Source organism: Actinophytocola algeriensis, from assembly GCF_014203735.1.
Lineage (GTDB): Bacteria > Actinomycetota > Actinomycetes > Mycobacteriales > Pseudonocardiaceae > Actinophytocola > Actinophytocola algeriensis.
The window spans coordinates 895940-920849 of the sequence record NZ_JACHJQ010000002.1 but is presented as its reverse complement, the minus strand read 5'-3'; the positions used below and the strand labels follow the sequence as shown (position 1 = coordinate 920849).

Below are 24910 nucleotides of genomic sequence, written 5' to 3'. Positions count from 1 at the left end.
TGGCGTCCGTCGAGCCGGGTATCTGCCCACTGACGACTACGAGACGCCTCCGCATCGGTGGTGGTGCGAGGTGATGATGACGAGTCAGCCGCGGGGTCCGGACGGAAGCGACCCGAACCGTGGAGACGGCGATCCCGCTGTCGCATGTGACCTGGACCGGACGTCGTTCCCGACGTTCCGCACACTGGTCCGCCAGTTGCTCCACGGGCAGTCGGGTGTCGTGGTCGAGGACGCCGTTCTGGTGGCGGACGAACTCGCCGCCAACGCCCACCGGCACGGCGCGGCACCGCGTGCCGGCCGCCTGTACCTGGTCAACGAGGGTCGCTGCCTGCTCATCGAGGTCGATGACAGCGGCCCGGCACAGCCGCGCATGGCAGCCCGCGCCGGGCGGCGCGGGCTGACGCTCGTGGACCGCCTGGCCAGCAGGTGGGGAGTGCGACGCCACCCACGGCACAAGACCGTGTGGGCGGAGCTGCCCCTGGTCGCTCACACGACCAACGGCCGGGCACCGCACCTGTCCCGGTCGCCGAAGTGGAAGCACCTGGACTGACAGCCAGGGCCGGTCTGGTCAACCCCTGCGTGGTGAGTGGGTCCGGGCGGGACGACCCGGCGGTGGTGGCCCGGCCCGGACCCACTCTGTCCGGGTCAGCCGCCCTGAGACGGCGGTCCGGCGTCGCGGGGGGTGGCGACGCCGTGGGCGGGGTGGCCCGGAGTCGGAGGGCGGGCCGGCGTGGTGGCCGACCGCCGGGGGTTGTCTGCTTCGCCGTTGCCGGTCTTCCTCGGTTGGTTCGTCTCCGTCGGCTTGCCGTGGTCGCCGGTCTGCTCGGGTTCCTTGCCCGGTCTGTCCTCGGGCTTGCCCTTCTCCTCGGGCCTGCCGTTGTTCTCTGGCTTGCCGTTCTCGGGCTCGCTCCCGGGCTCTGGCTTGCCGTTGCTCGTGGGCTTGCCGGGCTTCGGCGGCTGCTTCGAGTGCGTCGCGCAGTAGTCGGCGACCTTGCCCTTGCCGCCCGCGGCGGCGACCAGGGGACCGAAGGCCGGGTCGTTCAGCGCCTTCGCCTTCCCCTGCTGGTCGTGGGCCGCGTACCGCTGGCACAGCTCGGTGACCGGTGAGGCGTTCGGCGCCGAGGACTCCGCCGGTCGCGGCGCGCCGGCCTCGGTGCTGCGGTCCGCCGACGTGGGCGCGGGAGCCGCCGTGCTGCTCTCCGCGGCGGGCGGGGCCGCTGACCAGGGAGTGGGCAGCACCCCGCCGGTGGCGGCCACGACGATGCCCGCCGACCCGGCCACGGCCAGCAGGATCACGGCCTTCACGGTGAGCACCTTCGCGAGCACGGTCCGCAGCATCGACGGACGGCTGGGAACGGTCGCGGCGGCCACCCGGAACGCGGCCAGCGCGGCCTCCTCACCTGCCAGTTCTCCGGGATGCGCGGGCGCGGCGGCAGCGCGGAGGACGGCGGCGAGCCGGTCGCTGTCCAGCCCGGTGGGGAGGTCCCCGCCGGGCTGCCGGTCATTTCCTCGTGCTGGTTTCGTGCTCATCCTGTCGTCCTTGGCGTCGAGCCACCCGGCCACGTCACACCCATCGCGCCGATCTCCTCCACGTGACCCTGCTCGAGCTGCTCACCGAGCCGGTGCAACCCCCGCCAGGTGGCGGTGCGCACCGCGCCCTGCCGCTTGCCCATGACGCGTGCCACGGCCCGGGTGTCGAGTCCCATCACGACCCGCAGCAACACGGCCTCGGCCTGGTCCCGGGGCAACGTCGCGATGAATGCGATCGCCGCGTCCGTCGCGGTCGCCGTGACGGCCTGATCCGCGGTGTCGGCGTCGCCGGGCACGCTGACCAGCACATCGTCCGGTAGTGCCGCGGCGGGTCTGGCCTTGGTGTACCGCAGGTGGTCCATCGCCCGGTGCCGCGCGATGGTCGCCGCCCAGCCGCGGAACCCCGCACCCTCGTCGCGGAAGCCGCGGATGTCCCTGGCGATCTGGAGCCAGGTCTCCGACGCGATGTCCTCCGCGTCCTGCGCGGGAACCAGGCCGCGCAGGTAGCGCAGCAGACCGGGCTGTACCTCCCGGTACAGCTGCCGGAACGCCGCCTCGTTCCCGCCACGGGCCGCCCGCACCGCCGCGGACAGGTCAGCCGCCGTCTGACCATCCGTCATGCCGAAACCACAACCTCCCGAAGGGTGCACGCCGCCCCGCCAGACCTGGCGTACGAAGCGTCAAAAACGTCACACCCCGCCACGACTGTGACACGTCCGGCCCTTCGTGCGCCAAGGCAGGAGGAGAGGTGACCTGGAGGAGTGGGTTCTGGCAGGCGCCCCTGACCTCGGCGTCCCGGACTCACTCCGCTGCTCGCATCGAGTCGGGGAGGACTTCGTGCCGGATTCACCAGCGACGATCACGCCGATATTCGACCAGCTGGTCGAGGAGTTCCGCGGGCAGGACGAGCCGCCCGCCGGTTCCGGTCAGCAGCCGGCACCGGAAGACGACCCGTCGAAGACCGCGCCCGCACCCACGCCACCGGACTGACCACCGACGTCCCCAGGCCAGCCGCTCAGGGTTTGCGGCCGAGCGCGGCGACGATGCAGCGGCCCGCGTCCGGCAGCGGCTTGTTGCCGGGGCCGTCCGGCCACCACTCGTCGGCGACCGCGATGCCGGGGTCGATCAGGTCGAGGCCGGTCAGCATCTCCTCGATCTCCGCGCGGGTGCGGAAGAAGCCCCGGCTGATGCTGCTGTTCAGGATGGCCTGGACGCGCTGCGCGATGGCGCTGTGCTCGTCCTCCGGGTCGAAGAAGTGCGAGAACACCACGTACGAGCCGGACGGCAGCGCGTCGACGTAGGCGCGCATCACCTCGGCGGGCGGCAGGCCTTCGTCAGCGCTGTGGTGGTGCAGCGTGGCGACCTGCAGCAGCGCGATCGGGCGGGTGAAGTCCAGGTGCCTGCGGATCACCTCGTCCTCGAGCACCGCGCGCGGATCGAAGATGTTGGCGCCGACGAGCTTGGTGTTCTCGTTGTCCTCCAGCAACGCGCGGCCGTGCGCGAGCACCACCGGGTCGTTGTCCACGTAGACGACCCGGGCGTCCTTGTTGAGCCGCTGGGCCACCTGGTGGGTGTTCTCGGCCGTCGGCAGACCGGACCCGCAGTCGAGGAACTGGTCGATGCCACCTTCCGAGGCGAGGAACCGCACCGCGCGGATCAGGAAGGCGCGGTTGGACACGGCGATGATGTTGACCTCGGGCACCGCGGCGTTGAGCTGCGCCAGCAACTGCCGGTCGACCTCGTAGTTGTCCTTGCCGCCCAGAGCCGCGTCATAGGCACGCGCGACGCTGGGCACCGTGGTGTCGATCGCGTGCGACGGGACTGAACTCCGGGAGGTGGTGTCGGCCATGTGGTTCCTCAATGCGGCAGTAGTCAGGCACCAATGCGGGGGGCTCGATCGTACGCGTCGCCCAAACCGGTGCAAACCGCCCCGGGGCGGCCGGGCTGCCCGAGCATGCCGACAAGAGCCGGCGCACACCGGTCCCGGCATCGGCCGCGCCCCGGATACCCGTGTGGACGAACGACGGTGGTTGGCAAGGAAAGGGCTTTCCTTTGGTGGTCTGACTGCGCCGATCGGGCGTAGTTGGCCAGGAATGCCCTTGCCTTGGTGTGGTTCACAGACCACACTGGGCGGGACGCGCGTCACGATCGTTGCTGGACATGCCGTTGGTCAGAGACGACCGCGAAGGGACTTCCATGCCCGCCTTACGAAGAGTGGCCGCCGTGGTGGTGATGGCGCTGGTGACCGGCTTGCTCGCCGTGACACCCGCCGCCGCGCACGCGAGGTTCACCGTCCTCGTGTTCTCGAAGGTCACGAACTTCTACCACGACTCCATCCCCGCCGGCATCGCCGCGATCCGCGACCTGGGGGCGAAGAACCACTTCGCGGTGGAGGCCACCGACGACGCCACGGCGTTCACCGACGAGAACCTGGCCAGGTTCGACGCCGTCATCTTCAACAACACCAACTCCACGCCCGAGGCAGGCGACCTGCTCGACGCGGACCAGCGGGCCGCGTTCCAGCGGTACATCCGCGCGGGTGGCGGCTTCACCGGCATCCACGCCGCGTCCGCGAGCGAGCGGGACTGGCCGTGGTACGAGGGCCTGGTCGGCGCCATCTTCGAGAACCACCCCGCCCCGCAGGCCGGCCGCGTCAAGGTCCTCGACCGGGCCCATCCGTCCACAAAGAACCTGCCGGAGCTGTGGGAGCAGCAGGAGGAGTGGTACAACTGGCGGGTCAACCCGACCGGCAAGGTGCACACGCTCGTCCAGATCAAGACGGGTGACGGCGTCACCGGCCTGAACGAGGGTCTGGACCACCCGTGGTCGTGGTGCCAGCGGTACGACGGCGGCCGGTCCTGGTTCACCGCGGGCGGGCACGCGGGGGAGAAGTTCTCCGACACGTGGTTCCGCCGCCACCTGCTCGGTGGCATCGAGTGGGCAGCGGGCGCGAAACCGGGGGACTGCGCGGCGACCCAGACCGGCAACTTCCAGCGCGTCCCACTGGTCGACGAAGGGCTCGCCGACCCGTTCGAGCTGGCCGTCGCACCGGACCGCAGGGTGTTCTACATCCAGCGCACCGGCGCGCTCAAGGTGATCGACCAGAACACGCTGACGGTGACCACGGCGCTCGACTTCGCCTACACCCCGGCGATGACGAGCCAGTCCGACGGGCTGCTCGGCCTGGCGCTGGACCCGCGGTTCGCCGAGAACAACTGGGTCTACCTCCAGTACTCCGACACGGAGAAGAAACAGGTCAACGTCTCCCGGTTCACCGTGACGGCCGACAACACCGTCGACCTGGCGTCGGAGAAGCGGTTGCTGGAGATCCCGACCTACCGCGACGAGGGCCGCGCCAACTCGCACATGGCCGGGTCGCTGGCGTTCGACCCGAAGGGCAACCTGTACGTGGCCACGGGCGACAACACCGACCCGTTCGCCTCCGACGGGTTCGCGCCCACCGACGAACGGGACGGCCGCCGTGCCTGGGACGCGCAGGGCACCAGCGCCAACACCAACGACCTGCGCGGCAAGATCCTCCGGATCACCCCGCGCCAGGACGGGACGTACACGATCCCCAAGGGCAACCTCTTCGCGCTGGGCGCGGAGAAGACCCGGCCGGAGATCTACGTGATGGGCATGCGCAACCCGTTCCGCATCACCGTGGACCCGAAGTCGAACGCGCTGCTCGTCGGTGACTACGGACCGGACTCCCGCGCGGCGAACCCCGACCGTGGGCCGGCGGGCACCGTCGAGTTCCTCCGCATCACCAAGGCTGGCAACCAGGGCTGGCCGTACTGCACCGGGAAGAACACCCCGTTCCGCGACTACGACTTCGCCACCGGCACGTCCGGCCCCGCCTACGACTGCGCCGCACCGGTCAACGACTCGCCGAACAACACCGGGCTGCGCGACCTCCCGCCCGCGCAACCAGCCTGGGTCTGGTACAGCTACGCGACCTCGGCCGAGTTCCCAGAGCTGGGCTCCGGCGGTGGTGGCCCGATGGCCGGTCCCGTCTACGACTACGACCCGGGCAACCCGTTGATCAGCAAGTTCCCGGAGTACTTCGACGGCAAGTGGTTCACCTTCGAGCTGACCCGGCGCTGGTTCAAGACCATGTCGGTGCAGCAGAAGGACCAGACCTTCACCGACCCCCGGTTCCCCGACGCGCACGCCGGTGACCTGCAGTCGATCAACGGGGTGTTCGCGGACCTGTCGTGGATCCAGCCGTTCGAGGCGGACTTCGGGCCGGACGGCTCGCTGTACGTGATCGACTTCGGCGAGGGCAGCGGCACCGGACGCGGTGGCACCAACGAGGGTTCCGGCATCTACCGGATCGACTACGTCGCCAACGGGCGGGCGCCGACCGCGGCGGTCAGCGCGTCCACCGACTCGGGACCGGCGCCGCTGTCGGTGCGGTTCTCCAGCGAGGGCTCGGGCGGCGGCTCCGGCGAACCGGTGACCTACGCGTGGGACCTCGACGGCGACGGGGACACCGACTCGACCGACCCCAACCCGTCGCACACCTACACCGAGCCGGGGGAGTACCGGGCGCTGTTGACCGTGACCAGCACGACCACGGACCTGACGGCGGTCGCGGCGACCACGGTCACCGCGGGCAACACCCGGCCCGAGGTGCGGATCGTGTTCCCGGCCCACGGCGGCATGTTCGACTGGGGCGCGGAGATCCCGTTCGAGGTCCAGGTCAGCGATCCGGAGGACGGCCAGATCGACTGCTCGCGGGTCGTGGTGCAGTCCCAGCTCGGGCACGACGACCACCTGCACCCGATGGACAACGTCACCGGCTGCGCGGGCACGGTCCGGACCGACACCGGCGACAGCCACGGTCCAGGGCAGAACCTGTACGCGGCGGTGAGCGCGCAGTACACCGACGGCGGCGCGCCGGGCGCCCCCACGCTGGTCGGCTCCGCGCACGCCACGTTGGAGCCCAAGCACAAGGAGGCCGAGCACTTCGAGCGCACGGGCGGCGTGGAGGTGCTGAGCAGGGCCGACGCGTCGGCGGGGAAACGGCTGGGCGAGATCGAACACGGTGACTGGGTGGCCTACGACCCGGTCAACCTGACCTCGATCGACTCGGTGACGGTCACCGCGTCCTCCGGCGGCATCGGCGGCAGGATCGAGTTCCGCGCCGACGCGCCGGACGGCGAGCTGGTGGGTTCGGTCGACGTGGCGAACACCGGCGGGTGGGGGACCACCGTGGACCTCACGGTGCCGCTGACCGATCCGGGCAGGACGGTCACCCTCTACGCGGTGTTCGTCAACCCGGCCTGGACACCGGCCCAGCCCGACCTCATGTCGGTCGACGTGCTCCAGTTCAACGGACAGGGCGTCAACCAGTGAGAGCCGCCTGTGGGCGGGCCTTCCCGGCCCGCCCACAGGCAACCGGTCGGTGTCAGGCCGGGAATCACAGGCCCAGGGCGCCCATGACCAGAGCGGCGACGGCGTCCCGGTGCTCGGGGCTGTCCTGCCACCGCAGTCGGCGGCCCGCTTCGACCACCACGCCGAACCCGGCGTGCACCAGCACCCGGGCCTGGCGTGAGTCGAGTTCCGGGCGTGCCGACCGCAGTTGCTGTTCCCACACCGCGATGTGCTCGCGCTGCGCGATGATCAGGGGCCGCTGCAGGTCGGCGGGCAGGCCGACGAGTTCGGCGTTCGCGACGCTGGTGAGTGCGGTGTGCTCGAAGCTGTAGGCCACGTAGGTCGTCGTCAGCGCGGCCACGGCGCCGTGCGGGTCGGCCACCTCGCGGAGGTTCTGTTCCACCGCTTGGGAAAGCAGTCCCGCGGCCTGCAGGCAGGCCGCCGCCAGGATGTCCGCCTTGCCGGGGAAGTAGCGGTAGAGCGCGGACGGGACCAGCCCGACGGCCTCGGCTATCCGGCCGTTCGTGACGTTGGCGAACCCGTCCCGTTCGAACAGCGGGATGGCGGCGGCGAGGATCTCCGCGCGCCGGGTCCGCGGTACGGGCTGGGTCGGCAGTTCGACCAGGCGCGCGCTCCCGGCGGCCGCCGTGGGGTCGGTCGCGACCACGCGCGTCGCGGCCGCCAGCAACAGTTCCTCGACCCGGCGTTGCGCGATCGAGGTGTGGTGCATCGTGATGGACCCGATCGCGCCGAGGGCCGCCGCGGCGCGCAGGTGCCCGCCGGGCAGTGGGTGCTCGCGCCGCACCACGTCGGTCACCCGGCCGACGATGTGCGCGAACTTCCTCCCGAGCACCCTGCGGTCGTCGCGCTCGAGATACCTGGCCTCCCAGCGGTACAGGCCACTCGACGCGCGATGGGTGACGGTGATCTGGGTGACGGCGGTGAGCACGTCCGCCAGTGACGCGTCGGCAGGCACCTCGTCGACCGCGGCGACGAGCCGGTCCACCGCGACGTTCGCGCACTCGGCGAACAGGGCGTACTTGTTCGGGAAGTGCCGGTACAGGGCCGCTGCCGTGATGCCGACACCCGCGGCGATCACCTCCATCGACGCCGCGTGGTAGCCGTGCTCGCTGAACACCCGGCCCGCCGCTTCGACGATGAGTTGCTTGCGGTTGCGCGGCCGGACGGCCGCGGTCGGCTCGGCCGTCACCGGGGCACCCGTGCGGACGGACGCGGGAGCGGGGCCATGCGCGCCAGTCAACCACGAAACGGAACGCCCGGAACGCACGTCGAGGGCCGCCTCGGCGGGGTGCCGGCCAGGGCGAGAGCTCGCCGCCGTGGTGGCAGGAGGTGCCGGGATCCGGCCCTGCTCCGTGGTCATGCCGGCTCCTCTGGCGTAGCGGACCGATTCAGGTCGGTGATTCCCTTGCCGACGCGGGATCTGCCTCGATATGTTAATGAAGAATCTCGTCAGAGATCAGGTGGGCACGTGGCCGGTTCGCTACCGCGAAGTCCGTGAAATTGGCGTCTCATACCTACCGAGGAAGTCAGGTAAGTAAATGAGCGATCTCAGCAGAAGGAACGTCCTGTCCCTTGGTGTCGCGCTGGGCCTGGCGGGAGTGGCGGGTGCCGCTCCGGCCTGGGCGTCCTCGGCGGCCGGCGCCTCCGCGGGTGACCCGTGGTGGGTCTGGGACGACGAAGTGGACGCCCTGATGGCGACCGTGCTGGACAACGGCCAGGTGCCCGCGGTCAACACCGCGATGCGGTCGTGGGTGAACAACGACGACCCGTTGCCTGGCGGTCTGCCGGCCAACCTCGCCACGTGGCTCCGGAAGGTCAACAAGCTGCCCTCCTGGGCCGACCCCGTGAAGCTGCGCCGTGCCGCCGACTTCAACCGGCGCAAGGACACGTACCTGTTCATGCTGTACGGCCTCGGCAGCGGCATCATGAGCACGGTGATCCCGAGGGAGGCCAAGTCGGTCTACTGGTCCGCGGGCGGCGCCGACATGCAGGACCGCGCGGCCAAGACGTTCACCTTCGGCTACGACCTGAGCGACAGGAACGGGTTCGAGCCGTCGGGTCAGTTCGTGGTCACGGCCAACAAGACGCGCCTGGTGCACGCGGCGGTGCGTCATCTGCTGCCGCGGTCGTCGCGCTGGCAGGCGGTCGCGGACGAGCCGAACCGGATCCCGATCAGCAACGGCGACATCCTGGTCACGTTCCACAGCCTCGGCACCTACGTGCACAAGAAGCTGACGGAATGGCGCGTCCCGATGTCGGCCGCGGACGAGGAGGCCTTCCTGCACAGCTGGCAGGTCGCCATCCACCTGCTCGGCGTGCGGGAGGAGTTCATCCCCAAGACGTGGGCCGCCGCGTACGCGCAGTCGGAGCAGGTGCTCACCCCGATCCTCGCCCCGTCGCAGGAGGGCAGGGAACTGGCGGAGGACCTCCTCGGGCTGACCGCGCAGATCGATCTGGGCGTCACCCGCGGGTTCCTCAACGAGTTCGTGCGCTACGCGCTCAGCGACACGGTGGGCGACTGGCTCGGCCTGCGCCGCGACTACGCGGCGGCGGCCCTCGTCCGCACCGGGTGGCCCGCCTACATCGCGTTCCGGGAAGGGCTGATTCCCATCATGCCGGTCGGGTTCTACATGTTCGACCAGTTCATCCGCGCGCTCGCGATGCTGTTCCTCAACAAGGTCACCTCACCGACGACCACACCGATCACGATCCCCACGGGGAACCGGCCAGGAGCCTGAGAAGCCGCCCGGCGGCGGCGCACCGTGCCCCTCGCGCCGCCGGGCACCGCCGCCGTCAGGCAACCGTCAGGTGCACGGTCGCCGGGCCGTCAGGTTCGGCCGTTGTGATGAGAACTCCTTGATCCACGATCGCGGGAGTTCTCATCATGGCCGCATCGCTCTACCGGCTCGGTGACCGGAGTTGCCGGCACCGCAGGCTCGTCCTCGTCGCGTGGCTCGCCGTACTCGTCGGGATCGGGGTGCTCGCCGGTGCCGGGGGCGGCCAGTACGAGGAGGACCTCTCGGTTCCCGGCTCGCGTGCCCAGCAGGTCCTGGACACCGTCGACGAGCGGTTCCCCGCCTCGTCGGGTGCCTCCGCGCAGGTGGTGTTCGTCGCGCCGGCGGGGCACCGGGTGGCCGAGTACGAAGCCGTCATCGCGCACACCCTCGACGCCGCCGCGACAGTGCCACGGGTGGCCGGGGTGGTGGACCCGTTCACCGCGGGGACGGTCTCGCCGGACGGGCGCGTCGCCCTGGCCCAGGTGACCTACCGCGACGACCGCGTCCAGTCGCACGACGCGCTGGCGGACGTGGTCCGGCCCGCCCGCGACGCGGGGCTGCGAGTGGAGCTCGGCGGGTACGGCGACAGTTCGGCGGAAAGCGGCCGCGGCACCGAGGTCGTGGGGTTGCTGATCGCGCTGGTCGTACTCGTCAGCACGTTCGGTTCCCTGGTGGCGGCCGGGCTTCCACTGCTCACCGCGCTGCTCGGGGTCGGTGCCACCGTCGCCGGTCTTGCCGCGGTCGCCGGCGTGCTGACCCTCCCGGCGACCGCGCCGCCATGGCCCTCATGCTCGGGCTGGCGGTCGGCGTCGACTACGCGTTGTTCATCGTCGCGCGGCACCGGTCGCAGCTGGCGTCCGGCATGCCGGTGGCCGAGTCCGTGGCCCGCGCGATCGGCACGGCGGGCACCGCCGTGGTGTTCGCCGGACTCACCGTGGTCATCGCGCTGGCCGGGCTGGCCGTCGTCGGGATACCGTTCCTCACCGCGATGGGACTGGCCGCCGCCGCGGCCGTGGTCGTCGCGGTGCTGGTGGCGGTCACCCTGATCCCGGCGGTGCTGGGCTTCGCGGGGGAGCGGCTGCGCCCGTGGGCGTCACCGGGGTGACCGCCATCGGCATCGACATCTCCGAGCTGCTGAGCGCCGCGCTCGTACCCTTCGCGCTGATCGTCGCGGGCCTTGCGTTCCTGTTGTTGGTGGTGGCCTTCCGCTCGCTGGTGGTGCCGCTCAAGGCGACCCTGGGGTTCCTGCTGTCGGTCGGCGCGACGCTGGGCGCGGTGGTCGCGGTGTTCCAGTGGGCTGGCTCGCCGACCTGGTCGGGATTCCCGCCACCGGGCCGGTGATCAGCTTCATGCCGATCATCCTCATCGCGGTGCTGTTCGGCCTGGCGATGGACTACGAGGTGTTCCTGGTCAGCCGGATGCACGAGGAGTACGCCGGTAGCGGCGACCCACAACGCGCCATCACCAGGGGATTCCGGGCTTCGGCGCGGGTGGTCGCGGCGGCCGCCCTGATCATGGTCGCGGTCTTCGCGAGCTTCGTCCCGGACGACGACGCCACGCTGAAACCCATCGCCTTCGCACTCGCGGTCGGCGTGCTGCTGGACGCGTTCCTGATCCGGATGACGCTCGTGCCCGCGGTCCTGGCCCTGACCGGGCACGGCGCCTGGTGGCTGCCGAGGTGGCTCGACCGGGTGCTGCCGAACCTGGACGTGGAGGGCGCGCGGCTCGGCGGCCGGGTTCCCACCCTGGTGGTGGAATAGCGGACGTGGACCGCATTCTGGTGGTGGACGACGACCCGGGGCTGCGGGAGCTGCTGCTGTCCACGCTGCGGTTCGCGGGGTTCGAGGTCGAGGCGGTCGGCGACGTGCCTGCCGCGCTGGCCGCGATCGGGGCACGCGTGCCGGACGCGATCGTGCTGGACGTGATGCTGCCCGGCACGGACGGCTTCGACCTGCTGCACCTGCTGCGCGCGCGGGACGTCGGTGTGCCGGTGATGTTCCTGACCGCCCGCGACGAGCTGGACGACCGGGTGCGCGGGCTGCGCATGGGTGGCGACGACTACCTCACCAAGCCGTTCGACGTGGTGGAGGTCGCCGCGCGGCTGGAGGCGCTGCTGCGGCGGGCCCGCCGCGTGCCGCCATCGGTGCCGGAGGGCGTGCTGCGGTGCGGCGACCTGGAGATGGACGAGGCCCGGCACGTGGTGACCAGGGGCGGGCGCCCGGTCGAGCTTTCCCCCACCGAGTTCCGGCTGCTGCGCTACCTGCTCGCCAACTCCGGGCGGGTGGTCTCCAAGGCGCAGATCCTGGACCACGTCTGGCAGTACGACTTCGGCGGTGACACGGGCGTGGTCGAGCGGTTCGTCTCCAACCTGCGGCGCAAGATCGACTTCGGCGGACCGTCGGTGGTCCGCACCGTGCGCGGTTTCGGGTACAGCCTGCGGCCGGTGCGGTCGTGAAGGGGACCTCCCGGTGGCGGCTGATCCGCATCGCGCTGCTCGCCGGCCCGGAGGCCGCGGTCGCCACCGCGGTCAGAGACGCGTTCGACGCTCAACGACGTGCCCAGGACCGGCTGCGCAGCTTCGTCGCCGACGCGAGCCACGAGCTGCGCACGCCGCTGGCGACCCTGCACGGCTGGATCGACCTGTACGTGCAGGGCGGCCTGAGCGACCCCGGCCTGCTCGACAACGCCATGGCACGGATGCAGGCCGAGGTGGGCCGGATGCGGCTGCTGGTCGACGAGCTGGCACTGCTGGCCCGCCTCGACGCGGCGCAGCCGCTCAACCGCGAGCGGGTGGACGTGGTGGCGCTCGCGGGCGAGGTGGTGGCCGACGCCAGGGTGATCACCGCCGACCGGGCCATCAGCCTGCGGGGAGCGGCGGAGGCGGTCGTGCACGGGGACGGCCCGCGCATCCAGCAGGTCCTGCGCAACCTCGTCGGCAACGCGGTGCAGCACACCCGGCCCGGCACGCCGGTCACGGTCACCGTCGGCGTCGAGGACGGGGACGTGGTGGTCGCGGTACGCGACGAGGGTGACGGGATCGCCCCGGAACACCTGCCGCACGTGTTCGAGCGCTTCTACCGCGCCGACCCCGGCCGCAGCCGGGACGGCGGTGCCTCATCGGGTCTGGGCCTCGCCATCGTCGAGGCGATCGTCACCGCGCACGGCGGCACGGCCGGGGTCACGTCGGCGCCCGGGCAGGGCACCACAGTCCGGGTGACCTTTCGCGACAGCTCTCCCTGAGCGGTGCCACCGCCCCGGCCGCGGCGCGGGCTCTCCGGTGCCGCCGTCGACGAGCCCGCGCACCAGTCCTGTCCCACGCGGCGGCACGTACCCGATTTCGGTAGCGCGGGGCGACCACGGTCGCGTTATGAACCACCCGTACGAGTGAAGATATCGCTGCGCTTCGTATATGAAACTGTCCCGGCAGGCACCGATAGAAAATCAAGTGGGTAATACAAGGCCCAATGGGATTGCTCGAGTGGAACGACGTAACGCGACCGCGCTACTGTCGCCTCCGGTCGAAGGCAAGATCGACCGGCAATTGATCGCGCAATCAAACGAAGGAATGTCCCGATGTTGAAAAAGATCGGTTTCGTGACGGCGGGTGTGGCCGCCGGAATGGTGATGCTGAGCGGCTTCGCCTCCGCCGAAGGCTCGGACTACCCCGGCTGGGGTCAGGACAACGAGGGCGGCGACCAGACCGGCCTGGTCAACCTCAACAACCTGGACGTGCTGCACAACGTGAACGCCAACCTGGGCGTGTGCGACAACAACATCAACGTCCTTGGTGTGCAGGTGGTGGTCGAGGACGTGCTGAACGGTGTCGCCGTGCCGATCCTGTCCCCGGGTGAGCACGAGGCAGAGGCGGCCGTTCCGGAGAACTGCGCGTCCGCGAGCCTGAACGACGGTGGCTCGATCCAGGACAACTGACGCGCTGAGCGTCGGTTCTCCCCGGTGGCAGAACGATCTGTCGCCTACCAACGAGAGGTAGTTCTTCCCGTGTTGAAACAGTTCATCGTCGGCGCCGCCGCCATCGCCGCCGGTGTCATCCCCTTCAGTGGCGTCGCGTCGGCGGACAGCGGTCTGCCGTTCGCGAGCGACAGCGACGGCGCCGAGACCGGTTTGGTCAACGTCGGCAACGTGGACCTGCTGCACAACGTCGACGGTACGGTCGGCCTCTGCGACAACAACGTCAACGTGCTCGGCGTCCAGGTGCCGGTCGAGGACGTCGCGAACGGCGTCGGTGTGCCGGTGGCATCGCCCGGCGCGAGCGACGCGGAAGGCGCCGTTCCGGAAAACTGCGCGTCCAGCACGACGTCCGACGGCGGGACAGTCCAGGACGACTGAGTCCGGGGCGGCATTCAGCCGCCGACCTTTGGGTGGATGGAGGCAGGACCGGTCACGGCTGGTCCTGCCTCGCTGTTTTGTTACGAAGTGAGAGAAAAGGTGCCTCATGTCAGAGGACGTGCTCGACAACTTCCCGCTGTCGTTCCCGACGCGGTTCCGCGGCTATGACCGCGAAGCCGTCGACCAGGAGCTGCGCGAGTTGCGCAGTGCGCTCGACTACGCGCAGGCGGAACGTGACCGGGCGGTCGCGCGGGCGATCTCGCTCGAGACGGCCTCGGCGGGTGACCAGGCCACCGCGTCGACGTCCGCGGCGGTGCGCTGGCTGATCGAAGCCGCGGAGCAGGACGCGGGGCGGATTCGCCTGGCGGCAGAGGAAGCGGCCAGGCAGGTGACCGAGCGGGCCGACGACCTGTTGCGCCGCAGGGTGGAGATGGTCGAGGAGGCGCAGCACGAGGCGGACGCGTGCCGGGCGCAGGCCGCGGCGGAGGCCAGGAAGATCGTCCATGAGGCGCTGGAGAAGGCGAGCATGCTGGTCCGCGGTCTGCAGGAGAGCGAGGTGTCGCTGCAGGAGATGTTCGGCAGTGGTGCGCTCAGCCATCGCATGCCGCCACCACGCCTTCCCGTCGAGCACAGCCGGGGCCAGCACCACGCCGTGCAGCAGATTGGGCCGCAGCTCGTCGCGGAACCGTCGGTGCGGACCGAACCGTCCGGCGCCTGACACATTTCAATGGTCCGGTAAAACAGCTTGCCGGCGCTCGACCGTTCAAACAACTCGTTCCGTGGGGTCGTCACCGGGACGGGACATTTGGTTTGCCATAAACCGGGAGTTACTCGAAACGATTTCGGGTGGGGGACCCGGATGAGGATCCGTGAGACGAGCGCTCCAGTGGACTGGAAGCAGATTTACACCGAGTACCACCCTGCCTTGATCGAGGCGGCGGCGCGGTGCGCGTGCGGACGGGCCGACCGCGAGGCCTCGGACGTCGTGCACGAGGTGTTCGTCGCGGTGCTCAGCGACCCGCCGCTCGTCGAGCCCGACTGGCGGGTGTTCCTGACCGAGCTGACCATCCAGATGAGCGCGGCGGACCGCGACGTGCCGGCGGGCACCATCGAGGAGGACCCGGCGGAAGTCGAGGCGGTCGAGGACGCCGCCGCGATCGCCGTGCGCCGGCTGGCGGCATGCGAGGTGCGGCAACGCATCCTGCGCATCATGGGCTACATGACCGAACGGCAGCGGCAGATCACCCGGCTCCGCCTGTTCGAGGGGCTGACGGTGGGGGAGATCGCGCTCGCGATGAACACGTCGTCGTCGAACATCTCGCAGATCGTGATCCGTTGCCTGACCAAGCTGCAGCCGGTACTCACCCAGTTCGACACGTTCGACCAGCACGACCTCGAGGGGGTCCGGCCGCCCCGCAGGGTCATCCGCTAGCCGAGGTAGCCCTGGCAGTCACATGACGGGGTGCGCAGCAGCGCGCACGTCGAGGCGTGGCGGTCCGCGATCTCGCGGCGGAGGCGGGCGGCGCGGTGGGTGTGTGATTCGAGCAGGCCGAGGCGGACGCACTCCACGACCGTGTGGATGGCCGTCGTCGTGCCGAGTATGTCCGCCGCGCGGGCGAGGCGCATCGACACCGCGCTCATGGTGATGCCGAGCCGCCTGGCGATCTGCTTGGTCCGCAGGCCGTCGGCCAGCAGGCGTACGACCGCCAGTTCCTTGTCGGTGATGAGTGTCTTCCGGGCGAGGGTCTGCGTCACGGTTCCTCCACGAGGAAGGCGCCGGCTCCCGGGGCACGGGAACCGGCGCCAGGCCTTGCTTTCCGGTCAGTCCTGCTCGAACGCGGCGGATTCGAGATTCTCGACCCACGCGCCGTCCTCGCCCGCGGCCGCGGCGGTGTGCTCGAACATGGCACCCGTCACGTCATGGTGGTGATGGTGTTCGGAGAAGCCACCGTGGCCCCAGCCGTCGCTCTCGAACGCACCGCTCTCGGTCGACTCCACGTAGGCGCCGTCCTCGCCCGCGGCGGCGGTGGTCTGCTCGTGCCAGACCGCGGTGTCCGAACCGGACAGGCCGCTGTCGTCACCGGCCACCGCATGGGACTCGGTGGACGTCACCCACGCGCCGTCGGCACCCGCGTACGCGGCGATGTTCTCGTAGGAGGCACCCGCCCAGGCGTCCGTCGAGTCGTCCAGGTCGTCATCGGTGTACGTGCCCCACGTCTGGTCGACGGGCGTCACGACGGCGACGGCCTCGGTGCTGGTCTCCTCGGTGCTCTCCTCGGTGCTCTCCTCGGTGACCTCCTCGGTGCTCTCCTCAGTGAGCTCCTCGGCCGCGTCCTCGGTGATCTCGGTGGTGTCCTCGTCCTCGGTCGAGTAGATCACCTCGGGCACGTACTCCACGTCCGGGTCGGGCCCGTGCCAGACGTCCTCGGACTCCTCGACGAACGTCGTGTTGGTCGCCGCGGCCGCGGCAGCGGCACCGTCCTCGGTCGCTACAGCGTTTGCCGTCATCTGGTCAGTCATGACCACGTCGTACGGTTCGTCCGCCGACGCGGTCAGTGGTGCCGCCGCGAGTGCGACCGGCACCGCAAGGGCCGCGATGAGAACACCGCGGCCAGCCAACTTGGGCATCGAAGTTTCCTTTCAATAGTGATCGGAAAACGATTCGGGCAACTGAAAGTTACCCACAGATCACGCCGGGTGCTTTCCCATGAACCCAAAAGGAACGGTCGACTACCCGTTCGCGCCGCAACGGACTCCGACGGTGACCAGCCACGCCACCGGCCGGTTCCCGGAAGCGGGAACACGGTGCCACTGCCGGGTTGTCGGACCCGTCGCCGATCACGGTGGGAAAAAATTCGGTTCAAACCCCACCTTCCGGTGATTAACACGGGCTCTCTGCTGGTCAGAGGGCCGCTATCACTGGTAGGGCAGGAGAAATAGCTCGAACGAGCGCCCTGCCGGATCAGCCGGGTGCCGCGCTCACTACACGTGGCCGGAGCTGTCGGGGTGGTCGGTTCACGGTCGATTGTAATGACGCGAACCCACGAATCCCGTTCCCGGCGTGGTGACGCTCGGGGTCTGCTGCGTCGCGGAGGATTTTCCCTCATTGGCGCTGTTCCTGGCGAGCGGGTGACCATGACGACGAGGTCCGCCATGCGAATGTTGCAATGGAAAGGGGTTTCCCATGAAAGGAAGGCTTGGGCGCTTCGCGGCTTTCGCCACGGCGCTCGCCCTGGCGGTCACCGGGACCGTCACGGTGACCAGTGCGTCCGCGAGCCAGCCCGCAGGTCCGCAGGAGGGCGCGGTACTGGTCCAGGGCATGCACGACGCGCTGGCCGCCGCGGCCGACGCTGGCGATGTCGCGCAGGCGAAGTCGACGCTCACCGAGCTGGAGCCGCTGCTGGCCGAGCTGGAGAGCGGGCAGCGGTACGCGGTGAAGGACAGCAGCCGCGCGCTGGCCGCCGACGCGGGCGCGGAGGCCGCGACGACGCACCAGCAGCTCGACGAGCTGTTCCCGGCGGGCGAGCAGGCGAGGGATCTGCCGTCGGTCGCGGCGTTGCTGAACGCGCTGGTGCAGCGGCTGCTGCTGGCCCTGTCGTCGCTGGTGAACGACCTCCTTGGCGGCTTGCCAGCGGCGGCCTAGTGGATGTCGACGGGAATGGCGGTGGCGGCTCACAGGTGCGCCGCCGCCATTCCTGACTTTCCGGAATCGAGGACCGCGTGGCAGACACCGACTTCGACGTCTCGATCGCCCACCGTGACGCCGCGACCGTGCTCTACGTGCGTGGCGAGGTGGACGTGGCGACCGCGCCCACGCTGCGGACGGCGATCGCGGAGGCCATGCGGTCGGAGTCGGAACTGGTGGTCATCGACCTGATGGCGGTGACGTTCCTGGCGTCGGCCGGGCTGCTGGTGCTCGTCGACGCCAGCGCGGTGGGGCGGCCCGCGGTGCGCGTGGTCGCGGCGGGCCGGGAATGCCTGAGGCCCATTCGCCTGACCGGTCTCGACACCGTGCTCTCAATGCACGAAACGCTCACGAAAGCGCTGGGCTGACATATCATCGCTCACCCGGAATGCCACACCATGGTGTCACCAACGTGTTCCGAGTGCCTTTCGTCGTTATTCTGTGCAAGGGCCGGCCGCACGGGTGCTCCCTTCCAGGTTTCTCACTCCGCGGCCGGTCCGTCTCATTGTCGCCTTAGCGGCCCGCGGGCGGCGCGACGCCGGGCCCGGCGACGTGCTCGGTCTTCTTGCCGCGGCGGAGGAGTCCGGTGAGCCCGAGCAGCCCGAGCAGCCCGAGCAGACCCCACATCCCGTTGTCGTCGTCGCCGGTCTCCTGCTCCTGCTGTTGCTGTTGCGCGGTGACCACGTAGGTGATCTGCGGTGCGGTTGTCGCCGCTGTCGTCGCCATCGCCGTCGTCGTCACGGGTCCTGCCAGGATCGCGCAGCTCGCCATGACGGCCAGTGATCCGTTGCGTACGAACGTTTTCATCGTGACATCTCCATTCGGTAGTAGGCGCGCAGGACGTCCTGCTCGACCGCCTCCATCGTGTCGCCGACCGGGTGCACGCGCGGTGCGTCGTCCACCACCTGCTTGGGTATCGCCACGGCGACGTACCCGGCCGTCACCTCTGCTGACCGCAACGGCACGAACGAGTGGTGCATGCCGAGGAACCCGGTGTCGACCCAGATCCACTCCGGAGCCCCGGTCCGCTCGTCGGCCCAGACCTCCCGGACCGTGCCGATCTTCTCCCCGTGCGAATCATGTACCGCGAGCCCGCACATGTCCTCGTCGTCGGTTTTCATCATCTTCGTCGTCCTCCATCCGAATGTTCGGACACGACGTGGGTGCCCACGAATTCCGGGTGGCGAACGCGACCGGTGCGAGTTCACCTGAATGAACGTCGGGCGGACCTGTAATGCCTCGATCGGACGATCTTTCGCGACGATCCAAGGCGGACGGTGACCGACCTGCCGCGGCCTGGTCGTGCGCGAGGTGCACTGCGGGGTGGCCGCACGTCGCAGGATCTCAACGTCACACTCGCCGACCTCGCCCGCACGAGCGCCGAACACCTGGACCGGCTCGGCTGACGCGGTTCCTCAGCCCGGTGTCGCCCACGCACCTGCTCGGGGTGTCGACGTGGCGGCCAGGGTGCCGGCCGCGATGTCGGCTCGGCTGACGCGGCTGTCGCAGTTGTCGCTGAGGATCGCGACCTGGTCGGCCACCGGAAGCCGTTGCCACTGCGGGGAAACCGGTCCCACGTGCCCGGGAAGGGCAGGTTCGTCGGCCATGACCACCAGTCGTTCCGCGGTCGTGCCGCGCGCGGCGATCCTGCCGTCCACCGAACCGGACCACTGCCGCACGCCGTAGAACGTCGAGTTGGGGCCGGGGTTGATCCACTGCGAGACGAGCAGCTGAGCGTTGCCCGTCGTCGAGTACGGGTGGACGACCGGTGCGTACAGGTTCGGCGCCTGCGCGAAGGTCACCTGTGTCCTCGGCGCCGACCACAGTCCCGTCGGGTACGGCGCCGTCTGCGTGACCGCGCCGCGTCCGCCGTTGAGGAAGGACAGCACGACCCGGCCGTCGATGACCTCGGCCGCGATCTCGCCGATGGCCTCGAACGGGCTCGGGGCGCCGATGATCGGCGTCGAGGGCCCGGCGGGCCGCCAGTCCCAGCGCCCCGATCCGTCCGCGCCCCAGAAGGTGTACTGGCCGCGTTCCCACATCCGGTTCCACGGCACCCGCATGAGGTGGATGCCGCCGCCGTTCCACCGGCCCTCGTTCGTGCCGTAGATGTAGACCCAGTCCTCGCCCGGCCACATGATCATGGCGTTGTTCTGGAAGTGCGCCATGAGGCCCTCGTTCCAGAAGTCCATGTTCTCGCGGTTGGTCTCCAGGTTCCAGGTGGTCGTCCAGTTCTCGGCGTGCGTCTCGGTCGACGTCCACTGGCGGGAGTACCAGGTGCGCCAGCTGCCGCCGGGGCTCGGTGTGCCGCCCTGGTCCGGGATCGCCCAGTCGCGCACACCGAAGGTGGTCATCATGTAGCGGCCGTCGGGGAGGTGGATCAGGTCGTTGGGGATCTCGGTGACGACCAGGCCGGGGGTGTGCCGCGCGACGTTCGGATCGGTGTGGACGTACGGGATCAGCTCCTTCGCGCGGCCACCGCCGATGCAGTTGTCCCACCGGATGCCGGTGTGGATGTCCGTGTTCGACTGTCGCAGCCCGACCGGCGACCGCCAGCCGGTGCTGTTCTGGGGCACCGGCTGGTCGAACGTGTCCCCGAAGATCGTGATGCAGTAGCCGTGGTTGGTCCGCGCGGTGAACCCGAGATCGGTGCCGCGGAAACCGAACCGGGCGGTCTCCTCACCGGTGAGGTCCTTGACGTACCCGGCCCGATGGCCTGCGGCGGCCCTGCCCGAGGCGACGGCGTTGCCCGCGTCCGCGCCCGCGAGCAGGCCGAGCGCCGCCCCGGCGGCGCCCCTGAGGAACGTCGCGCGGCTGAACCCGCGAGACGAAGTCGGCGCGGTGTCGTCGTCTCGCCGCATGCCCGCTCCCCGAAGCTCGACTGGTTGTCATCGAGACGCTACACAAGGTAGCGAGAAATCGATATCTTTTGGTAAGTCTGGGAAGGCGCCTGTGGACTCAGCGCCGCGGCGGCGGGCACGAGCCGGTTCAGCGGTCGCACTCGTCCATTCGGTGGGCGGTGATCAGCCACGTGTCGGAGGCGTTCCGGTCCAGCACGAACACGCCGAGCTGCGGGCCGCCCAGCACCTCGAACTCGCACGAGTCGATCTCGGCGTGGGTGTCGCCGTCACCGGCGGTGAAATAGCCGAAGTTCGTGTTCGCGTAGGCCTCCGGATCCCCGACCCGGCCGTGGTGCAGCAGGGTCACGACGGTGGTGCAGGACTCGGCCTGCCACTGGCCCGCGAACTGTCTGGCCGCCTCCGTGGTGAACCGTGCGCACACCTCGTCCGGCAGGTTCGCGGCCACGCCCCGGTACACGTGGCGGACCGTGTCGTACGGGTCGGTGTCCACGGCGGCGCCGGGCGTTCCGCTTTCGGTGTTCGTGCTCGTGCTCGTCGGGGTGGTCTGTGTGGGTGGCGCGCCCTCGCTGTCGCCCACGCAGCCGGCCGACAGCGTCAGCGTCACCGCCGCCACCAGCACCCGCATCCAGGTCGACATCGCCGGCCTCCCTTCCGTGTCCACCTTATGGGCGTGGTGAGCGACCAGGTACCACACAATCATCGCTGTCGATGTGGAGAAGTTCCGTCACCGGGACGCGGCGCACCAGCGCAGGATTCACGAGGCGCTGCACCCGTTGGTGCGGAAAGCCGTCGAACATTGCGGGCTGGTGTGGGAGAACTGCCACCACGAGGACCGCGGCGACGGTCTGCTCCTCCTCGCCCCGCCGGATGCGTGCGGCGAACGGCTTGCCGAATGCCTGCCGAACGAGCTGGGGCACCGAGGCGACCGCGTGGATCTGCCGTCCCGACGACCAGGTCCGGCTGCCGGTAGGCAAACCCCCGCCCCGGCGGGCGCTGCCCGACCGGTGGCCCGACCGGTGGTGGGTGGCGGTGGGCCTGGCCGGGGTCGTGGCCGGTGCGCTCACCCTGTGGCTGGCCGGGTGGTACTTCCCGCACGCCGTGATCGCGGGCCTGGTCATCGGCGCGCTCGGCTGGCTCACCGCGACGGCCGTGTCCGGTCTCGCACCGAGGGCTGCCCGGCTGGAGCTACCCACGCGACGAGCCATAGGGTTTCGACGTGGCCCTGGCCAGGTTGGAAGCGGCTGGACGCGGTCGACTTCGCGGGGCCGTACTTCCTCGACCACTCCGGTGGCATGTACTCGCCGGACAAGCTGGTCGGTCAGCCCGCAATCCCCGTCGGCAACGTTTGTGTGAGCAACGGGACCACCGCTCAGGACTACCTCGAAGGGCAGGGCATCGTCGCCGACCAGGCCGAATGCTCCCGCCGCTTCGCCGACCGGACGGACACGGCGGTCATTGGGAGTGGTGACCGACCTGTCGCTGCTGACGACCTACACCCGCGAGTTCGGCGCCATGGCGCAGCCCGCGGTGTGGCGGAACGGCCCGTCCCACTACCCGGTGCACGACGAGCGGTACGGGATCGCGATGCCCGACGACAGCCCGGCGCTGTGCCGGAGCTCACGAGTGCCGTCGACGAGTTCCTCGCCGACGGGCGGGACGAGGCCTTCGCCGACCACCTGCGCGGCGTGGGCGACAGCGGCAGGCACAAACCTGAACGGGCCGGTTCACGTCTGTGCTGATCGGGTCGGCGGTCGGGCAGACCACGAAGACCGAAGCTGACCGTCAGGCCGGGTAGGCCCACTCCCAGCCACGTTGACCGTCCTCTTCCGCGGCCGTCAACTGGAGTGCGATGGTTCCGGAGGCCTCTGGAACCTCGAGGTCCATCACGCCCTGGTACTGCTGGTTCGGGCCGTAGGTGTCCGGCAGCTGGTTCGTGGACGGGTCCGCGCACATGCCGAAGCTGGTGTCGCGGGTCACGCCGTCCTTGCCGATCTCCACGAAGCTGAACGGGTTGATGACCCCGCTGATCTGGTCGACCACGTTCGCGTCGTCGCCGGTCGCGATGCGGAAGTGAAGGATGAGCGTGTGCCCGTTGTCCGGGTGGGAGCCGAACTCGGTGCACGGCGGGTCCACCTCGACCTTGTCGATCGCGAACGACACCCCGCCCTCGCAGTTCTTGCTCGCCCCGCCGAAACACGCCTGTTCGCCCAGTTGCTTGACGATGAATCCGCGTTTGTTCGTCTGCTGCTTAGCCGCCGCCGGGGCGCCGTCGTCGTTGCTCGCCGCGGCGGGCAGTCTCGGCGCGTTCTCGCCGGAGCCGGAGCCGGTGCTGGTGTCGGCGCAGCCGGCGAGGCTCGCCACGGCGCACACTGCGAGCGCGAAGCCCTTCACGACGTTGTTCACGTTCCTGCCTTGTCTACTGTGGATGGATCCCAACCAGGGCATCGCGTCGTGGTGGCCCGGGGTTACACAGTCCCTCGATCGGGTGGGTCCGTATGCGGGGCGCAGCACGACGGAACTGTGACACCTGGGTTCCATCGCGCTCAGTAAGCTCCCTCCCCGTGGGTCACACACTGATCGCGCAGCGGTACCGGCTGGACGAGAAGCTCGGTGCCGGGGGGATGGGGGTCGTGTGGCTGGCCACCGATCTGGAGCTGGGGCGGGTCGTGGCGCTCAAGCGGTCGCAGTCGGGTGACGGCGGCCAGATCCGGCGGGAGGCGCGGCTCGGGGCGGGCCTGCAGCACCCGAACGTGGTCACCGTGTTCGACGCGGTCGTCCACGAGCACGACCGCTGGCTCGTGATGGAGTACCTGCCTGCCCGCAGTCTCGCCGCGATCCTGGACGACACCGGTCCGCTGCCCGGGGCGGCCGCGGCCGCCATCGGCACCCAGCTCGCGAGCGCGCTGGCGGCCATGCACGCCAGGGGCATGGTGCACCGGGACATCAAACCGGGCAACGTGCTCGTCACCGAGGACGGCACGGCGAAGCTGACCGACCTCGGGATCGCCAGGTGGGCGGACGAGACCGGCACCGACGCGCACGTCGTCGGCACCCCCGGCTACCTGGCGCCGGAGGTGGCCGACGGCGTCACCTCGGCTTCGGCCGCCGCCGACATGTTCTCCCTGGGTGCCACGTTGTTCGCCGCGGTGGAGGGTGGTTCGCCGTGGGGTGACGGGGACACGCCGTTCCGGCAGCTGCGGCGGGCGGCGGCGTTCGAGCTGACACCGGCGCGCGCGGCGGGCGCGTTGGCGCCGGTGCTCGACGCGCTGCTCGCGCGGCAACCGTCGGCGCGGCCGTCCGCGCAGGACGCGGCGCGGATGCTCGCGGCCCTCGCGGGGACGACCGTCCGCGACGCGCCCCCGCGCCGGTTTCGCCGGTCGCGCAGGGTGATCGCCGTCGGTGCGCTCACGGCCGCGGCCGTCGTGGCGGCCGGCGCGGTCGTGTTCTGGCCCGACGACTCGATCACCGCCGACACCACCGGCGACCCCCGCACCGCCGACCCGTGCGGCATGTTCGACCTCGACAGGTTCCGCGCGTTCGGGGAACCCAGCCTCGCCCGGGACGGCGGGCGCTTCAACGACTGCCACGTCCTGATCCGCCGCAACGACAGCGACGAGGACGTGATCGACGTCCGGGGGTTCCTCGAGCTGCCGGGCTTCGAACCGCTGTGGAAGCCGGCGCCCGGCAAGATCGAGGTGCCAGAGCAGACGCCGGTGGCGGACGGTGACTGCGGCAGGTACGTGACCCTCCCGGACGGCAACGTGTTCACCATCGGCGTGACGCACTGGAGCGGCTGGTCCGCGCCGCTGTGCGAGGTGGCCGACCAGGCGATCGTCCACGCGGTCGAGGTGCTGAACCGCGGGCAGATCCCGCGGCTGCCACGCCCGCACCCCGCCGACTCCCTCGCCAACGTCGACGCCTGCTCACTGCTCGGCCCGGCGGACGTCGTGGCCTCGCTCGGCAAGGAGGTCACCGGCGAGCCGACCTACGCGGCATGGGAGTGCGACTGGCTGTACGGGCCCAAGGAGGTGCACATCGCCTTCGACCGCGACGACTGGCCGATGACCTCGGACGAGCGGCGGGAGATCACGGTCGGCACGCGGGCGGCGTTCGTGCAGGAGGGCACGAGCGGCTGGCCGGACTCCTGTCAGGTCGAGATCGCGTACCGCCGCATCGGCGACGAAGGGCAGTGGGTCGAGTCGGTGGAGCTGTACATCGAGCGGGAGGGGGCCACCCCGGCGGAGAACTGCGCGGAGGCCGAGGCGATGGCGGGCACCATCAACGACCGGCTGCCCCGATCCGGCTGAGCC

26 protein-coding genes and 1 pseudogene are annotated in these 24910 nt (G+C 70.2%); 15 read left to right on the top strand and 12 right to left on the bottom strand.

Annotation, left to right across the window (positions count from 1 at the left end; all coding sequences use genetic code 11):
* The first annotated feature begins 76 nt into the window (after positions 1-76).
* A complete protein-coding gene (locus FHR82_RS10400) occupies positions 77-550 on the top strand; it encodes an ATP-binding protein (RefSeq protein ID WP_184810060.1) in 474 nt (157 codons plus the stop codon).
* Positions 551-645: 95 nt separating this feature from the next.
* On the opposite strand, the gene FHR82_RS10395 is transcribed toward FHR82_RS10400, so the two are convergent.
* On the bottom strand, positions 646-1530 hold the full coding sequence (locus tag FHR82_RS10395) for a hypothetical protein (protein ID WP_184810059.1): 885 nt from the start codon (positions 1528-1530) through the stop codon (positions 646-648).
* Entirely contained in the window at positions 1527-2150 is a 624-nt protein-coding gene (locus FHR82_RS10390) for an RNA polymerase sigma factor (protein ID WP_184810058.1), read from the bottom strand. Before FHR82_RS10390 ends, FHR82_RS10395 begins: the two co-directional genes overlap by 4 nt.
* Positions 2151-2367: 217 nt before the next feature.
* Here FHR82_RS10390 and FHR82_RS10385 point away from each other — a divergent pair, with 217 nt between their 5' ends.
* Positions 2368-2520: a hypothetical protein gene (locus FHR82_RS10385; protein ID WP_184810057.1), complete on the top strand. Its 153-nt coding sequence runs from the start codon at positions 2368-2370 to the stop codon at positions 2518-2520.
* A gap of 25 nt (positions 2521-2545) precedes the next feature.
* Here FHR82_RS10385 and FHR82_RS10380 read toward each other — a convergent pair whose 3' ends face one another.
* Entirely contained in the window at positions 2546-3379 is an 834-nt protein-coding gene (locus FHR82_RS10380; RefSeq protein WP_184810056.1) for an SAM-dependent methyltransferase, read from the bottom strand.
* A gap of 347 nt (positions 3380-3726) precedes the next feature.
* Here FHR82_RS10380 and FHR82_RS10375 point away from each other — a divergent pair, with 347 nt between their 5' ends.
* Complete coding sequence (locus FHR82_RS10375; RefSeq protein ID WP_184810055.1) at positions 3727-6891, top strand: ThuA domain-containing protein; 3165 nt, start codon at positions 3727-3729, stop codon at positions 6889-6891.
* Positions 6892-6955: 64 nt separating this feature from the next.
* Here the strand turns inward: FHR82_RS10375 and FHR82_RS10370 are convergent, their stop codons facing one another.
* Positions 6956-8119 (bottom strand): TetR/AcrR family transcriptional regulator, encoded by a 1164-nt coding sequence (locus tag FHR82_RS10370; RefSeq protein WP_184810470.1) that lies wholly within the window; start codon positions 8117-8119, stop codon positions 6956-6958.
* Between the two features lie 349 nt (positions 8120-8468).
* On the opposite strand from FHR82_RS10370, the gene FHR82_RS10365 reads away from it, so the two are divergent.
* The 8 genes and pseudogenes from FHR82_RS10365 (at position 8469) to FHR82_RS10330 (ending at position 15486) form a co-directional block, all read left to right on the top strand.
* The gene (locus FHR82_RS10365; protein WP_184810054.1) at positions 8469-9668 is read left to right on the top strand and encodes an oxygenase MpaB family protein; all 1200 of its coding nucleotides are present in this window, start codon (positions 8469-8471) and stop codon (positions 9666-9668) included.
* Positions 9669-9814: 146 nt separating this feature from the next.
* Positions 9815-11467: pseudogene (locus FHR82_RS47945) on the top strand (MMPL family transporter).
* 5 nt (positions 11468-11472) lie between these two features.
* Positions 11473-12162 (top strand): response regulator transcription factor, encoded by a 690-nt coding sequence (locus FHR82_RS10355; RefSeq protein ID WP_376706395.1) that lies wholly within the window; start codon positions 11473-11475, stop codon positions 12160-12162.
* Entirely contained in the window at positions 12159-12947 is a 789-nt protein-coding gene (locus FHR82_RS10350; protein ID WP_184810053.1) for a sensor histidine kinase, read from the top strand. Before FHR82_RS10355 ends, FHR82_RS10350 begins: the two co-directional genes overlap by 4 nt.
* A gap of 333 nt (positions 12948-13280) precedes the next feature.
* On the top strand, positions 13281-13637 hold the full coding sequence (locus tag FHR82_RS10345) for a hypothetical protein (protein WP_184810052.1): 357 nt from the start codon (positions 13281-13283) through the stop codon (positions 13635-13637).
* 69 nt (positions 13638-13706) lie between these two features.
* Positions 13707-14054, top strand: a complete 348-nt coding sequence (locus tag FHR82_RS10340; protein ID WP_184810051.1) for a hypothetical protein — start codon at positions 13707-13709, stop codon at positions 14052-14054.
* Positions 14055-14160: 106 nt separating this feature from the next.
* Positions 14161-14772: a hypothetical protein gene (locus FHR82_RS10335; protein ID WP_184810050.1), complete on the top strand. Its 612-nt coding sequence runs from the start codon at positions 14161-14163 to the stop codon at positions 14770-14772.
* A gap of 141 nt (positions 14773-14913) precedes the next feature.
* Positions 14914-15486, top strand: a complete 573-nt coding sequence (locus tag FHR82_RS10330; RefSeq protein WP_184810049.1) for a sigma-70 family RNA polymerase sigma factor — start codon at positions 14914-14916, stop codon at positions 15484-15486.
* Here the strand turns inward: FHR82_RS10330 and FHR82_RS10325 are convergent.
* Both FHR82_RS10325 and FHR82_RS10320 read right to left on the bottom strand, forming a co-directional pair.
* Positions 15483-15809 (bottom strand): LuxR C-terminal-related transcriptional regulator, encoded by a 327-nt coding sequence (locus FHR82_RS10325; protein WP_184810048.1) that lies wholly within the window; start codon positions 15807-15809, stop codon positions 15483-15485. The genes FHR82_RS10330 and FHR82_RS10325 overlap by 4 nt on opposite strands.
* Positions 15810-15875: 66 nt before the next feature.
* The gene (locus FHR82_RS10320; protein WP_184810047.1) at positions 15876-16682 is read right to left on the bottom strand and encodes a hypothetical protein; all 807 of its coding nucleotides are present in this window, start codon (positions 16680-16682) and stop codon (positions 15876-15878) included.
* Positions 16683-17238: 556 nt separating this feature from the next.
* Here FHR82_RS10320 and FHR82_RS10315 point away from each other — a divergent pair.
* Both FHR82_RS10315 and FHR82_RS10310 read left to right on the top strand, forming a co-directional pair.
* Positions 17239-17697, top strand: coding sequence for a hypothetical protein (locus tag FHR82_RS10315; protein ID WP_184810046.1), 459 nt, complete (start codon positions 17239-17241; stop codon positions 17695-17697).
* 77 nt (positions 17698-17774) lie between these two features.
* A complete protein-coding gene (locus FHR82_RS10310; protein WP_311770997.1) occupies positions 17775-18107 on the top strand; it encodes an STAS domain-containing protein in 333 nt (110 codons plus the stop codon).
* 145 nt (positions 18108-18252) lie between these two features.
* Here the strand turns inward: FHR82_RS10310 and FHR82_RS10305 are convergent, their stop codons facing one another.
* Complete coding sequence (locus tag FHR82_RS10305) at positions 18253-18546, bottom strand: WGxxGxxG family protein (protein ID WP_225943790.1); 294 nt, start codon at positions 18544-18546, stop codon at positions 18253-18255.
* Positions 18543-18863, bottom strand: a complete 321-nt coding sequence (locus tag FHR82_RS10300; protein WP_184810045.1) for a PRC-barrel domain-containing protein — start codon at positions 18861-18863, stop codon at positions 18543-18545. Before FHR82_RS10300 ends, FHR82_RS10305 begins: the two co-directional genes overlap by 4 nt.
* Before the next feature lie 153 nt (positions 18864-19016).
* On the opposite strand from FHR82_RS10300, the gene FHR82_RS45875 reads away from it, so the two are divergent.
* Positions 19017-19145 carry a hypothetical protein gene (locus FHR82_RS45875; protein ID WP_260418018.1) on the top strand — a complete coding sequence of 43 codons (129 nt, stop codon included), beginning with the start codon at positions 19017-19019 and terminating at the stop codon, positions 19143-19145.
* Between the two features lie 9 nt (positions 19146-19154).
* Here FHR82_RS45875 and FHR82_RS10295 read toward each other — a convergent pair whose 3' ends face one another.
* From FHR82_RS10295 to FHR82_RS10280, 4 genes are all read right to left on the bottom strand, one after another.
* The gene (locus tag FHR82_RS10295; protein ID WP_184810044.1) at positions 19155-20600 is read right to left on the bottom strand and encodes a glycoside hydrolase family 183 protein; all 1446 of its coding nucleotides are present in this window, start codon (positions 20598-20600) and stop codon (positions 19155-19157) included.
* A gap of 127 nt (positions 20601-20727) precedes the next feature.
* A complete protein-coding gene (locus FHR82_RS10290; RefSeq protein WP_184810043.1) occupies positions 20728-21237 on the bottom strand; it encodes a hypothetical protein in 510 nt (169 codons plus the stop codon).
* A 913-nt stretch (positions 21238-22150) separates the two neighbouring features.
* Complete coding sequence (locus FHR82_RS10285; RefSeq protein WP_184810042.1) at positions 22151-22306, bottom strand: hypothetical protein; 156 nt, start codon at positions 22304-22306, stop codon at positions 22151-22153.
* A gap of 76 nt (positions 22307-22382) precedes the next feature.
* On the bottom strand, positions 22383-23003 hold the full coding sequence (locus FHR82_RS10280; RefSeq protein ID WP_225943791.1) for a hypothetical protein: 621 nt from the start codon (positions 23001-23003) through the stop codon (positions 22383-22385).
* A 158-nt stretch (positions 23004-23161) separates the two neighbouring features.
* Here FHR82_RS10280 and FHR82_RS10275 point away from each other — a divergent pair, with 158 nt between their 5' ends.
* A complete protein-coding gene (locus FHR82_RS10275) occupies positions 23162-24907 on the top strand; it encodes a serine/threonine-protein kinase (RefSeq protein WP_184810041.1) in 1746 nt (581 codons plus the stop codon).
* The last annotated feature ends 3 nt before the right edge of the window (positions 24908-24910 follow it).

What these genes read in the sequence shown, in the direction of transcription:
- FHR82_RS10320 (WP_184810047.1), bottom strand. Translation starts at nt 16,682, where the DNA reads ATGCCCAAGTTGGCTGGCCGCGGTGTTCTCATCGCGGCCCTTGCGGTG.
- FHR82_RS10295 (WP_184810044.1), bottom strand. Translation starts at nt 20,600, where the DNA reads ATGCGGCGAGACGACGACACCGCGCCGACTTCGTCTCGCGGGTTCAGC.
- FHR82_RS10380 (WP_184810056.1), bottom strand. Translation starts at nt 3,379, where the DNA reads ATGGCCGACACCACCTCCCGGAGTTCAGTCCCGTCGCACGCGATCGAC.
- FHR82_RS10395 (WP_184810059.1), bottom strand. Translation starts at nt 1,530, where the DNA reads ATGAGCACGAAACCAGCACGAGGAAATGACCGGCAGCCCGGCGGGGAC.
- FHR82_RS10335 (WP_184810050.1), top strand. Translation starts at nt 14,161, where the DNA reads ATGTCAGAGGACGTGCTCGACAACTTCCCGCTGTCGTTCCCGACGCGG.
- FHR82_RS10330 (WP_184810049.1), top strand. Translation starts at nt 14,914, where the DNA reads ATGAGGATCCGTGAGACGAGCGCTCCAGTGGACTGGAAGCAGATTTAC.
- FHR82_RS10365 (WP_184810054.1), top strand. Translation starts at nt 8,469, where the DNA reads ATGAGCGATCTCAGCAGAAGGAACGTCCTGTCCCTTGGTGTCGCGCTG.
- FHR82_RS10375 (WP_184810055.1), top strand. Translation starts at nt 3,727, where the DNA reads ATGCCCGCCTTACGAAGAGTGGCCGCCGTGGTGGTGATGGCGCTGGTG.
- FHR82_RS10400 (WP_184810060.1), top strand. Translation starts at nt 77, where the DNA reads ATGACGAGTCAGCCGCGGGGTCCGGACGGAAGCGACCCGAACCGTGGA.
- FHR82_RS10390 (WP_184810058.1), bottom strand. Translation starts at nt 2,150, where the DNA reads ATGACGGATGGTCAGACGGCGGCTGACCTGTCCGCGGCGGTGCGGGCG.
- FHR82_RS10290 (WP_184810043.1), bottom strand. Translation starts at nt 21,237, where the DNA reads ATGTCGACCTGGATGCGGGTGCTGGTGGCGGCGGTGACGCTGACGCTG.
- FHR82_RS10300 (WP_184810045.1), bottom strand. Translation starts at nt 18,863, where the DNA reads ATGATGAAAACCGACGACGAGGACATGTGCGGGCTCGCGGTACATGAT.
- FHR82_RS10345 (WP_184810052.1), top strand. Translation starts at nt 13,281, where the DNA reads ATGTTGAAAAAGATCGGTTTCGTGACGGCGGGTGTGGCCGCCGGAATG.
- FHR82_RS10315 (WP_184810046.1), top strand. Translation starts at nt 17,239, where the DNA reads ATGAAAGGAAGGCTTGGGCGCTTCGCGGCTTTCGCCACGGCGCTCGCC.
- FHR82_RS10305 (WP_225943790.1), bottom strand. Translation starts at nt 18,546, where the DNA reads ATGAAAACGTTCGTACGCAACGGATCACTGGCCGTCATGGCGAGCTGC.